The 13044-nt window shown below is 64.2% G+C and carries 6 protein-coding genes; 5 read left to right on the top strand and 1 reads right to left on the bottom strand.

Annotated features, from left to right (window positions below):
- Positions 1-28: 28 nt before the first annotated feature.
- From SR858_RS03150 to SR858_RS03170, 5 genes are all read left to right on the top strand, one after another.
- Entirely contained in the window at positions 29-634 is a 606-nt protein-coding gene (locus tag SR858_RS03150) for a LysE/ArgO family amino acid transporter (protein ID WP_019924777.1), read from the top strand.
- A gap of 270 nt (positions 635-904) precedes the next feature.
- Complete coding sequence (locus tag SR858_RS03155) at positions 905-3202, top strand: putative bifunctional diguanylate cyclase/phosphodiesterase (RefSeq protein ID WP_026637825.1); 2298 nt, start codon at positions 905-907, stop codon at positions 3200-3202.
- A 109-nt stretch (positions 3203-3311) separates the two neighbouring features.
- A complete protein-coding gene (locus SR858_RS03160) occupies positions 3312-5546 on the top strand; it encodes a TonB-dependent receptor (RefSeq protein WP_026637826.1) in 2235 nt (744 codons plus the stop codon).
- Positions 5547-5727: 181 nt separating this feature from the next.
- Positions 5728-7440, top strand: coding sequence for a methyl-accepting chemotaxis protein (locus tag SR858_RS03165; protein WP_019924779.1), 1713 nt, complete (start codon positions 5728-5730; stop codon positions 7438-7440).
- A gap of 107 nt (positions 7441-7547) precedes the next feature.
- Positions 7548-9626, top strand: coding sequence for a TonB-dependent siderophore receptor (locus tag SR858_RS03170; protein WP_019924780.1), 2079 nt, complete (start codon positions 7548-7550; stop codon positions 9624-9626).
- Here the strand turns inward: SR858_RS03170 and SR858_RS03175 are convergent.
- A complete protein-coding gene (locus tag SR858_RS03175; protein ID WP_019924781.1) occupies positions 9623-12691 on the bottom strand; it encodes a ligand-binding sensor domain-containing diguanylate cyclase in 3069 nt (1022 codons plus the stop codon). The two genes, SR858_RS03170 and SR858_RS03175, sit on opposite strands and share 4 nt — an antisense overlap.
- Positions 12692-13044 lie beyond the last annotated feature (353 nt).

Below are 13044 nucleotides of genomic sequence, written 5' to 3' on the forward strand. Positions count from 1 at the left end.
AGCTGTGGTTTTTTTGCAGGAGGCAAGCATGGAACTGGGCGCTTTGTTGAAGGGAATCGGGCTGGGTGGCGGCCTGATCATCGCGATCGGCTCGCAAAACGCCTACCTGCTGCGCCAGGCGCTGAAGCGCGAATATGTCTATACCTGTATCGCCATTTGCATCGTGTGCGACGTATTGCTGATTGGCGCCGGCGTGGCAGGAATGGGCGAAGTCATTAATAATATGCCCGGCCTGTTATTCTGGATAAAAATCACCGGTGCAGCATTTTTATTCTGGTATGGGGTACGCGCCGCACGCTCGGCATTCAAATCGTCCAGTTTCGAACTCGATAAACAGGCCCCTGCCGTCAGCCAGCGCCAGGTGATTGCCGCCATGCTCGCATTCAGCCTGTTAAATCCCCATGTTTATCTCGACACCGTGGTGTTGCTGGGCTCTATCGGCGGCCAGCAACCGGGCGTGGGGCCATGGTATTTTGCTCTCGGCGCCATGCTGGCGTCGATTATCTGGTTTCTCAGCCTGGGATTGGGCGCACAGTATTTAATTCCGATTTTTAAAAGGCCGCTGGCCTGGCGTATTCTCGATGGCGCGATAGCGGTGGTGATGTGGCTGCTGGCCATCTCACTCTTCCTGTAAAACGGCCGGCGCGGCTGAACCGGCTGCCAGGGCGCATACTGCCGTGGTAAAAAAGCTAAAAAACGGCACCATCATGCTCATTTCTGGCGCGACTGCATGGCGGGGAGGCACTGCGTTGACGTTCCGGCAGCCGGATACAGCATAAAAATCCGGTTTTATCCAGCGCTGCGCAGCACATCCCTAAATTTCGGCTTGCATATATATATCCCCTGTTACTGGCATACAATAGGTGTTATCAAGAAACTGTTAGCACGCCAACGGCGCCAGGTGATGAGCATACTGCCGGAACAATACGTGAACTTGTCGCTGATGACGTCCGCCTTTGCGGTGGACGCCATACTGGTGGCATTGCTGGTATTTTTATGGCTGATGCACCGCAAGGAAAAGCACGCCTTGCTATGGGGTATCGGCCAGGCGGCCGTGATGGCCGGTGGATTGACCTGGTTTACCGGCGCGGCGGTTTTATCGCCATCCGGGCGTTTATTTGTCTGCGCGCTGATGCTGGTCATCGGCATGGCCGGTTACTACAGTGGCACGCAATATTTTCTCGGCGACTTGCGGCGGCGTCACTGGCGTCCGATCATCGTGGTCATGGTTATTGCCACCGCCGGATTTTATCTGCTCTGGCAACTGCATCCGCACTGGGTGCCGCCCGGCAGCGCCGCGGCGCTGGGATTGGTGATGGTGTGGATGGGCGTGCGCCTGGTCCGCGCCCAGCGCCGTTATCGCTTGCTCGGTTGCACCTTGATGGCGCGCGGCGTGTTCAACCTGGTCAGTGCCGCCACCTTGCCGCCGGAATGGTATTTGCTGTGGTTTGCCGGCACGTCCATCCTGAAAGCCCTGTCGATGCTGGGCCTGATTTACGCGGTGCAGGATGAAATGCAGCAGCGCTACGCGCGTACCATCGACAGCCTCAGCCACGGCTTTTTGATCCGCGACCGCCGCGGCATCATCCACGTCGCCAACGAGCGCGGCGCCCGCTTGCTGGGGTTCGAGCAGGCAGCCGACCTGGTGGGCAAGCACCTGAGCGAAATCTTGCCCAGGCTGACCCCGGCCATGGCCGATGACTATTTCCGCCGCTTCGAGGCGCCCGGCGTGCAATACCCGATGACCGATACCGCCGTGGTGACCCTGCATTCCGGAGCACGCCTGCCGCTGGAAATGGCCGGCTCGCCGTATATCGAGCGCGGCCAGTTGTATTGCCTGGTGCAGTTGCTCGATATTACCGAGCGCCAGAAGAAGGACGACCTGCTCAACCAGGCCGCATGCATCGACCCTGTCACCGGCTGTTTCAACCGCCATGCGCTGTCCGAGGCGCTGGCCAGCGAGGTGGCGCAGTGCCGCGAACAGGGCCGCGAATGCGTGGTGCTCTTCCTCGACCTCGACAAGTTCAAGCGTGTCAACGATTCCTTCGGCCACGCCACCGGCGACGACCTGCTGCGCCAGACCGCGCAGCGCTTGCGCGGCCTGCTGGGGCCGAATGACCTGCTGGCGCGCTTCGGCGGCGACGAGTTCATCGTCGTGCTGCCCGACCTGGCGGCGGGCAGTGCGGAGCCGGCCGCGCGCCGCTGCGCCGAGCACATCCTGAATGCGCTGTCGGCGCGCTTCCAGCTGCTGCACCATGCGATCGGGGTGTCGGCCAGCATCGGCGTGGCCTGCTACCCCGCGCTCGGCAGCGACAGCGACACCCTGATACGCAATGCCGACATTGCCATGTACGAGGCCAAGAAGGCCGGACGCGGCGAACTGCGCTTTTTCCACGATTCGATGAACGCCGCCGCCAAGAGCGCGCTGGAGATCGACGGCGCCCTGCGCGGGGCGATCGACAACAACGAGTTCCGACTGGTGTACCAGGCCATCGTCGATGCCCGCACCGGCACGCTGACCAAGGTGGAGGCGCTGATCCGCTGGCACAACGCGCAACTGGGCCACGTGCCGCCCGACCGTTTCATCGCGGTGGCGGAAGACAGCGGCATGGTGGTGGCGGTGGGCGCCTGGGTGCTCGAACAGGCGTGCAGCCAGATGGCGGCCTGGCGCGATGGCCCGCTGGGCGCGGTCACGGTCAGCATCAATGTCTCGGCATGGCAACTGGCCGATCCATTCTTCGTGGCGCTGGTGCAGCAGACGCTGGCGCGCCACGGCCTGCAGCCGCGCCAGCTCGAACTGGAGTTGACCGAGCGCGTGCTGATCGACGACGGCGGCCATGTCCACAGCGTGATCGACCGCCTGCGCGCGCTGGGCGTGGGCGTGTCGCTGGACGACTTCGGCACCGGTTACTCGTCGCTGAGCTACCTGACGCAATTTCACCTGAACACGCTCAAGATCGACCGCGCGTTCGTGATGGACATCGAGCACAGCGACCGCAGCAACAGCCTGGTGCACGCCATCATCGCCATGGGCCACTCGCTGGGCCTGAAACTGGTGGCCGAGGGCGTGGAGACGGCCGGCCAGGCTGCCATCCTCGAGCGGATGGGATGCCATTATTTGCAGGGCTACCATATCTCGCGGCCAATCGCGCCCGAGGCGCTGCTCGACTTTGCCGTGGGCAGGGCAGCCCTGGCCGCCTAGGCTGTTGCAGTGTCACTCAACTGTCATCGCCACGTCATCGCAACGTCACATGCTGTTCTTACAATCTTGCTGATTGATACCAACTCACCCAGCAAGAAAGAGAACAGCCATGTCCCAGCGCTTCCCCCTGAAACCTTTGTGCCTGCTCGTGCTGCAAGCCCTGGCCATCCACGCTCACGCGGAAGAAGCGGCCGACAGTGCTACCGTGGCCGCCATGGCCGGTCCGGTCCAGACCGTGGAAATCACGGGGCGCGGCCAGTCGCGCCAGGTGCAGAACATCAACAAGGCCGACCTGGCCGAAGCGCTGCCGGGCACCAGCCCCTTGAAAGTGCTCGACAAGCTGCCCGGCGTGAACTTCCAGTCGGCCGATCCGTTCGGCGCCTATGAATGGTCAACGTCGTTCAGCCTGCGCGGCTTCAGCCAGAGCCAGCTGGGCTTCACGCTTGACGGTATCCCGCTCGGCGACATGAGCTACGCCAACAACAACGGCCTGCACATCAGCCGCGCCGTATCGTCGGAAAACATCGGTCGCGTCCAGGTGTCGCAGGGCGCCGGCGCGCTGGCCACCGCGTCCACCAGCAACCTGGGCGGTACGGTGCAGTTCTTCACGCTGGCGCCCAGCGACGAACGCGGCCTGACCGTGTCGCAAACCGTGGGCAGCGATTCGACCTCGCGCACCTTTGCCCGCGTCGATACCGGCCTGATCGGCGGCGCCATGAAGGCATCGCTGAGCGGCACCCGCCAGCGCAGCGACAAGACCAAGGGTGAAGGCGGCCAGGACCAGGACCAGGTCAATGCCCGCTTCGTCTTCAACTTTGGCGAGAGCAACAGCCTGACCGGCTTCTTCAATTACTCGGACCGCAAGGAAGTCGATTACCAGGATATGTCGAAGGAAATGCTGGGCCGCCTCGGCTACGACTGGGACAACTACCAGCCCGACTGGCAGCGCGCCCTGAATGCCGCCCGTGGCCAGTTCAGCGGCAACGTTACCAGCCTCGACGACGCCTATTATTCGGCCGGCGGCCTGCGCAAGGACAATCTGAGCGGCCTGATCCTGGACCTGAACCTGACCCCGTCCTTCAACCTCAAGACCACCGGCTACCACCACGACAACAAGGGCGAAGGCCACTGGTACACGCCGTACGTCGCCACCAGCGCTGCCAACCCGCTGTCGATCCGCACCACCGAATACCGTATCAACCGCAACGGCATCATGGCCGATGCCAGCCTGGAGCTGGGTGCGCACACCGTTACCTTCGGCGCCTGGGGCGAACGTTCGGACCACACTGGCACCCGCGCCTACTACGCGGTCACCGGCCCGGCCGACACCATGTATTACCTGTCGAACCCGTTCCAGATCGACTGGAAGCAGAACTTCATCACCACCACCTCGCAGTTCTACCTGCAGGACAGCGTGGCGCTGATGGATGGCAAGCTGAAAGTGAATGCCGGCTTCAAGAGCATGAGCGTCGATATTTCCGCCCGCAACATCATCGGCAACCGCGCCGCCGGCCAGCTCAACGCCGAGAAGACTTTCCTGCCGCAAGTGGGCGCCAACTATGCCCTGAGCGCCGACGACGAGCTCTTCGCCTCGGCCGCGAAAAACATGCGTGCGCACCAGCCGGGCGTGGGCGGACCGTTCTCGCAAACCCAGACCGCGTACGACGCCGGCGTGGGCAACCTGAAACCGGAAACCTCGACCAATATCGACCTCGGCTACCGCTTCAAGCGCGATGCGGTGCAAGGCTCGCTGGCCGTGTACGGCGCCCGCTTCGACGACCGCCAGCTCTCCGTGGCCACTTGCGCCGGCATCGTCGGTTGCCCGTCCACTTTTGTGAACGTCGGCAAGGTCGATACGCGCGGCGTGGAAGCGATCGCAGTGTGGAAAATCAACCGCCAGCTCAGCTGGTTCAACTCGGCCACGTACAACGACTCCCAGTACAAGTCCGACTACATGGACGGCACCACCCTGGTCCAGGTGAACGGCAAGCAGGTGGCCGGTGCGCCGAAAACCCTGTTCAGCACGGAAGCATCGTATGACAGCGGCGCCTGGTTCGCACGCCTGGGCGGCAAGTACACGGGCAAGCGCTACTACACCTACACCAACGACGCCAGCGTCGACGCGTTCTGGATCGGCAGCCTCTCGGCCGGCTACAAGCTCGAGTCGCTGGGCTTCATGAAAGACCTGTCGCTGCAAGTGAACGTGAGCAACCTGTTCGACAAGCAGTACATCAGCACCGTCGGCACCAACGGCTTCCAGGCCCGCGACCCGAACGGCACGGCACAAACCCTGCTTACCGGCGCGCCACGCCAGGTGTTCCTGACCTTGAGCGGCAAGCTGTAACACAGCGCATTTCTTGTAAAAAAAGCGGCGCCCCGTCACCTCGGGCGCCGCTTTTTATGGGCAATATTTACCCGATATCATGGGCTCTGTTGCTGTCTAGATACAAGCATCGGATGGTGCTGGCTAGTGACCAGTGGTCGCTGCATACTGGGAACCCCGTGTATGTTCCCAGGAGCGCGCCGTGAAATGGTTTTATGACCTGAAGATTGCTACCAAGTTGCTGGTGTCGTTTGGCGTGGTGTTGTTGCTGACCTTGTTCATGGGCGTCAGTTCCATTTTGTCCACGGCGCGCGTCAACCAGGCGTCCAGCGACCTGGCCGAGAACTGGATGCCAAGCGTGCGCATGGCGATGGAGTTGCGCAGCGACGTCAGCGACCTGCGCCGCTGGGAGCTGTCGCACCTGCTCAACGACGAGGCCGGCTTATATGCCGATTACAACCAGCGCATTGCCACCACGCTCGCTGCCATCAAGACGCACCGCGAGGCCTACGAAAAACTGATCAGCAGCGCCGAGGAAAAAGCGCTGGTAGCCACGTTCGACCAGAACTGGACCGCCTACCTGGCCGAGCATACCAAGATGATCGCCCTATCGGCCGCCGGCGACAAGGACGCGGCGCGGGCAATGTCGCGCGGCGCGTCGGCCAAGGTGCTGGGCGCACTGACCGACGTCACGGGCCAGCTGGTCAAACTCAATATCGACGGCGGCGACGCTGCCAGCGATGCCGCGACCGCCACCTACAACACGGCGCGCGTCACGTCGATCGTACTGTTGGCACTGAATATCGGCATCGGCCTTGCATTGGCCGTGGCGGTGGCGCGCATTGTCTCGGCGCCGCTGCGCGAAGCGGTGTCGGCCGCGTCCGCCGTGGCCGAAGGCGACCTCACGCGTGACATCGCCGTCACGTCGTCGTGCGAGACAGGGCAGCTGATGGGGGCGCTGAAAACCATGACGGAAAACCTGCAAGCCCTGGTGGCGCAGGTGCGCAGCGGCACCGACCTGATCGCTACCGCTTCGGCGGAAATTGCCAGCGGCAACCAGGACCTGTCCTCGCGCACCGAAGAGCAGGCCAGTTCGCTGGAAGAAACCGCCTCGTCGATGGAAGAGCTGACCAGCACCGTCAAGCAGAACGCCGACAATGCGCGCCAGGCCAACCAGCTGGCGCAGTCGGCCTCCGGTATCGCCACCCGGGGCGGCGAAGTGGTGGGGCAGGTGGTGGGCACCATGGCTTCGATCAACGAATCGTCGCGCAAGATCGAGGACATCATTTCGGTGATCGACGGCATCGCCTTCCAGACCAACATCCTGGCGCTCAATGCTGCCGTGGAGGCAGCGCGGGCCGGCGAGCAGGGCCGGGGCTTCGCGGTGGTGGCGGGCGAAGTGCGCAACCTGGCGCACCGTTCGGCCGCTGCCGCCAAGGACATCAAGCAACTGATTTCCGACTCGGTGCAAAAAGTGGAGGCCGGCTCGGAGCTGGTCAACCAGGCCGGCACCACGATGAGCGAGATCGTCACCAGCATCACCCGCGTGACCGACATCATGGCCGAGATTTCGTCCGCCAGTAACGAGCAGAGCGACGGCATCGAGCAGGTCAACACGGCGATTACCCAGATGGACCAGGTTACCCAGCAAAATGCCGCGCTGGTGGAAGAGTCCGCGGCTGCGGCCGAATCGCTGCAGAACCAGGCGGCGCAGCTGAGCGACGTGGTCAGCGTGTTCAAGATCCACGCATCGAGCACGCGCGCGGCGGTGGCGCCCACGCCCGCCCGGCGCGCCGTGGCAGCCACGACCTCGGCACCGGCCAAGGTTGCGCCACGCCTCGCCACTGCGTCCAGGCCTGCGCCGAAACAGCCCGCGAAGCAAACAGTGGAAGGCGACGAGTGGGAAACTTTTTAACAGCGTGACCGAGCGGATGTAACAGCTTGTTATCCGTCTTGATAGATTGCAAATGATAATCATTCTCGATTATAGTTCCGCAACTTTCAACACCGAAACGGAGCACCATGTTACGTCCCCTCGATCCCTGGCTGGCCCTCGGCCTGCTGTCCGCCACGCCATTGCTCCACGCGCAAGCTGGCGCCGACGGTGACGCCGCCCTGCCACAAGTAAACGTGGTGGCCGAGCGCAGCGCCGCCTACAACACCGGCACCAGCCGTGGCGCTACCCGCACCGATACGCCGCTGCGCGAAGTGCCGCAATCGGTGCGCGTGGTCAACATCGAGCAGCTCGAGGACCTGGGCGCCATGCGCCTGGCCGATACCGTCGATTTCGTCAGCGGCATTTCGCGCATGAACGACTTTGGCGGCACCTGGGACAACTTCGGCATCCGTGGCTTTTCCAGCACCGACATGGGTTTCCTGGTCAACGGCTTTCCCGGCGCACGCGGCTACAACCCGCCGCGCGACACCGCCACCGTCGAGCGCTTCGAATTCCTCAAGGGCCCGGCTGGCGCCATCTATGGCAGCAGCGAGCCGGGCGGCACTATCAACATCGTCACCAAGAGGCCGAAATTTGCCGCGCGCCACGTGGCCGAGGTGGGCTTCAGCGATCGCGGCCTGCGCCGCGCCACGGTGGACACCACCGGTCCGTTGAGTTCCAGCGTCGCTTACCGCCTGAACCTGATGACGGAGGAGGGCGATCCGCGCTCGGCATTGCTGCACAACAAGCGCATGCTGGTGGCGCCCGCGCTGACCTGGCAGATCGACCCGCGCACCACGCTCAATTACGAAGCGGAAATCCTCAAATCCGACACCCCGCTCGACCGTGGCGTGATCAATGTGCGCGGCCAGCTGGGCCTGCTGCCGCGCGACCGCATCCTCAATGAGCCGACCGACAAAAACATGCGCCTCTCCAGCAAGACCCAGCAACTGACGCTGGACCGGGTGCTGGCCGACGGCTGGCGCGCACGCCTCGGTGCAAGCTACAAGGAAAGCACGTTCGAAGGCGACTACACGGAAGCGACATCGCTGGCGGCGGACAACCGCACCCTGAACCGCCAGGCCACCTGGCGCACGCTGCCGTCGCGCGATACCTCGGTCAACGGCGAGCTCGAAGGCAAGTTCGCCACCGGCGGCCTGGACCATACGCTGCTGGTCGGCGCCGAAGCCTCGCGCCTGTGGATGAACATGGAAATCCTGCGCTCGGCCAACACCCCGATCGATATTTATGCACCGGCGTACGGCCGCGCGGCCGGTCCGTTGACCTCGCTTACCACGAGCTCGGACGAACGCCAGCGCGTGAAAGCCGTGTTTGCGCAGGACCAGGTCAGCCTGTCGGCACAATGGAAACTGCTGGCCGGCCTGCGCTGGGACGAGTACAGCCAGGACCTGGTCAACCGCGTGGCCCGCAGCCAGTTGCAGCGCAAGCAGAGTGCCATGTCGCCGCGCGCGGGCGTCACCTACCTGCCCAACAGCTGGAGTTCGCTGTATGTGTCGGCCGGCAAATCGTTCCGGGGCAATACCGGCATCGACGTCAACGGCAATGCTTTCGACCCGCAAAAATCGCGTTCCTACGAAGCGGGCTGGAAACTGCAAAGCGCCGACCAGCGCCTGGGCGCTACCGTCGCCGTGTACGATATCACCAAGACCAATGTGCTCACGGCCAGCGACGTGCCGGGCTTTTCGGTGGCGGCGGGCGAAGTGAAAAGCAGCGGCGTGGAAACGGACGTGACCGGGCAGCTCGGCCGTCACTGGCGCGTAAGCGGCAACGCCGCCTACGACGACGCCCGTGTCACCCGCGACCGCACCCTGGCAGCCGGCACGCGCCTGATGAACGTGCCGAAATGGAGCGCCGGCCTGCTGGCGATCCGCGAAGACCGCCTGCCTGACGGCAGCCGCTACGGCGTGGGCGCCGGCGTCAACCACGTGGGTGAACGCTCGGGCAACAATGCCGACACCTACTCGCTGCCGTCGTACACGACCGCGCGCCTGCTCGGCTACTGGCAGGTGAACCGGCAGGTCAAGCTGTCGCTCGACGTGCTCAACCTGTTCAACCGCGCATATTACACGTCGTCGTGGGCCGGCCTGTACGTCACGCCCGGCGCCGGGCGCAGCGTGGCGGCCAGGGTCAAAGTGGAACTTTAATGTGCCAGCAAGGCCATGTTGCGCCCGCGCTGCTTGGCCCTGTACAACGCCCGGTCCGCCATTTCCACCAGCATGTCCGGCGAGTTATCGTCGCCCGGCACCAGCACTGCCACCCCGATGCTGATCGTCAGCATGCCGAACGGCGACTGCTCGTGCGGCAACTGGCGCCGTGCCAGCTCGGCGCACATCGACTGCGCCGCCTCGAAGGCGTCGGCCGCACCGGTATCGGCCGCCAGCAGGGCGAATTCCTCGCCACCGTAGCGGGCCGCGATGTCGGTGGCGCGCCGGCCGTGGTGGGTGATCAGGTCGGCCACGGCGCGCAAGGCGGCGTCGCCGGCCTGGTGGCCGTAATGGTCGTTGTATTTTTTGAAGAAATCGACGTCGAGCATCGACAGCGCCACCGGCTGCCCGGTGCGCGCCGCGCGGCGCCATTCGGCCGCCAGCGCCAGGTCGAAGCCGCGCCGGTTGACCACGCCGGTCAGGCCGTCGGTGGTGCTGAGCGCAGCCAGCTTGCGGTTCGACTCTTCCAGTTCGGCCGTGCGCGCCGCCACCACTTTTTCAAGCTGCACCTGGTGGCGCGTCAGGCGGTCGATGCGGATCCGGTACAGCAGCGCCAGCGTAAATACCACCAGCGCCATGCCCAGCATGCGGAACCACCAGCGCTGCCAGAACGGCGGTGTAATGGTCACGCGCAAGGTGGCCGGTTCCTCGTTCCACACGCCCAGGTGGTTGGCGGCCTTGACCCGGAACACGTAGTGGCCCGGGTTGAGGTTGGTATAGCTGGCGCTGCGGTGGGCGGCATCGGTGTGCACCCACTCGCGGTCGAAACCCTGCAACTGGTAAGCGTAGCGGTTCTGGCCGGGGTCGGTGTAGTGGAGTGCGGCAAATTCGATCGAAAACACCGACGCTTCCGACGACAAGGTCAGCGCAGTGGGCGCCGTGACCGGTCCCTCGGCCTTGACGTTGGCGCGCGGCTTGCCGTTTTGCAGCGAATGGTTGAACACCGTGATATCGGTGATGGCCACCTGCGGCGGTACCGAACTGCTGCGCACGTTGGATGGTGTGACCGCCGTCATGCCGTGCACGCCGCCAAAGTACAGCGTGCCATCGGCGCCGCGCGCGGACGAGTTGACGGTGAACCCTTCGGTCAAGCCATCGGCGGCGGTAAACAGGCTGACCTTGCCTGTCTCCGGATCGAGGCGGAACAGGCCGGCCAGCGTGCTGCACCAGATATTGCCATCGAGGTCGTGTTCGATGGCGAGGATTTTTTGCGACCGCATGGCCGCCGCGTACGAGGTGAAGCGCACCTTGCCGCCGGCCTCGAACACGGCCAGGTTCAACCCCTTGCTGGTACCGATCCAGATGCGGCCCCTGGCGTCCTCGTGCAGGCTGACGATGTTGTTGTCGCTGATGCTGGCGGCGTCCGCCTGGTCATGGCGGAAGTGGCGGAAGATGCCGGTGGCGGGATCGAGCCAGTCGAGGCCGCCGCCATTCCATTCCGAGCCCACCCACACCCGGCCGCTGCTGTCCTCCAGCACGGTGGAGGCGCCGTCCACGCTGCGGCTGGTGCGATCCTGCGGGTCGTTGTAATAGATCTTGCGGGCGTCGGTGGCCGGGTCGTAGCGGATCAGGCTGTTGCCGGTGGCCAGCCACAGCGCGCCGCCCGCGCCGGGTGCGATGAGGTTGATGTAGTCGCTGGCGGTGTTGCCGAAGTGGATGGCCCGGAACGTGCCGTCCACGTGGTCGAGCCGGTTGAGGCCGTTCGAGGTGCCCAGCCACAGTGGTCCCTTGCCATCGTCCTGCTGGTACATGCTGTATACGATGGAGTGGCTCAGATTGCCCGGAGTCCGGCCGTCAGCCTGCCAGGTCTTGACGACCGTGCGGGTGCCGGGGTCGTACAAGCTCATGCCCACATTGCCGCCCAGCCAGAGCCGGCCCGCGGGCGCCCGTGACAGGCTCAGCAGCGCATTGCTGGCCGGCGCGGCACGGCGGTCGATGCGAAATGGCACGTGGCGCGTAAAACCTTCGCTGCTGAGATTGGCCAGCGCAATGCCATCGGTAAACGAGGCGATCCACAGCATGCCGCCCCGGTCCTGCATCACGGCGCGCAGGTTGTCGCCGGGCAGGCTGTAAGGATCGTCGGCGGCATGGACAAACTGGTCGAAGGCGCCGCGTTCCCGGTTCCAGCGCAGCAATCCCGCCGACAGGGTGGTCGCCCACAACCGGCCCTGGTTGTCGAGGTTGAAGTCGGTGATGCGGCTGGCGGGCGAGGGCACGGCTGTGCGCGTGCTCCAGTCGCGCTTGCCATCCCAGTGCACCACACCGGCCTCGGTGCCGATCCACAACTCGCCGTTGCGATCGAATTGCAGCGCACGCACGATATTGACGCGGGCATCGGCGCGGACGGCCGGATCCACCTGGTGGTGGCGGAAGCTGGTGGCGCCCGGCGCCAGGTAGTCGAGTCCGCCCGGCCAGGTGGCGGCCCAGACGCCGCCGCCGGCATCGAGCGCCAGCGCATTGAGGTCGTTGCTGGCCAGGCTGCCGGGATCTTTGGCATCGTGGGCATACACGCTGAACTTGCCGGTGTCCGGATGGTAGTGCTGCAAGCCGCCCCAGCTGCCTATCCACATGCCGCCCCGGCCGTCGGCAATGATGCGCTTGATGATGCGGTGGTTGTTGGGGCCCTGGGCTGGCGCCACGACCGTGAAGTCGTTGGTGTCCGGATTGAAGCGCGCCAGGCCGTTCTGGGTGCCGGCCCAGATGCGGCCCTTGGCGTCTTCGTGAATGGCCGAGACACGGTCGTGCGGCAGGCTGTGCGGATCGGCGGGGTTGTGGGCATAGCGTACCGCCTGGTAACCGTTGTAGCGATACAGGCCGTTGGTGTGGGTGCCGACCCAGACATAACCCTGGCGGTCCTGCAGCAGCGCCAGCATCGATGGTTCGTCCCCGCCCAGCGGCCCCAGCTTCTTGAAACGCAGCGACGGCGTGACCGCCTCCGGAGAAACCGGCCAGTCCGCTGCCCGCACCGGAGCGAACGGAACCGACAGCAAGATCAAGCAGGACATCAACAGGCGGCAAAGCAGCGCGAAGGGTGAGCGCAGCGAGGGCAAAGCGGACGAAGGGAGCGCGGGCATGGTGGAGTTTTCGAGGTGCCGGTGAACGCCGTCCGGCAGGAGGAGGGTAGTGGATTATTTATAATTTTATGGTTTGACTGGCATTATACATGCCATTGATGCAATTATTTCTGGATAATAGTCAGTGTTTTCGCGCACTTGCCGCTTTTTAGGGTATAGTTTACGGTGCTGCCTGCCGTGTATAGAGCGCCGCCACCGCACCCGTCCCTTTTCCCCGGTGCGGATTCTGTTGTTTATTGAAGAAAGCTGGTTGTCCCCCAGGGGCCGGCCCACACACTATGTCC

This window comes from Duganella zoogloeoides (assembly GCF_034479515.1).
Lineage (GTDB): Bacteria > Pseudomonadota > Gammaproteobacteria > Burkholderiales > Burkholderiaceae_D > Rugamonas > Rugamonas zoogloeoides.

Excerpts from the sequence above, each read along its gene's own strand:
- SR858_RS03155 (WP_026637825.1), top strand. The coding sequence starts at position 905 with ATGAGCATACTGCCGGAACAATACGTGAACTTGTCGCTGATGACGTCC.
- SR858_RS03175 (WP_019924781.1), bottom strand. The coding sequence starts at position 12,691 with ATGTCCTGCTTGATCTTGCTGTCGGTTCCGTTCGCTCCGGTGCGGGCA.
- SR858_RS03160 (WP_026637826.1), top strand. The coding sequence starts at position 3,312 with ATGTCCCAGCGCTTCCCCCTGAAACCTTTGTGCCTGCTCGTGCTGCAA.
- SR858_RS03150 (WP_019924777.1), top strand. The coding sequence starts at position 29 with ATGGAACTGGGCGCTTTGTTGAAGGGAATCGGGCTGGGTGGCGGCCTG.
- SR858_RS03170 (WP_019924780.1), top strand. The coding sequence starts at position 7,548 with ATGTTACGTCCCCTCGATCCCTGGCTGGCCCTCGGCCTGCTGTCCGCC.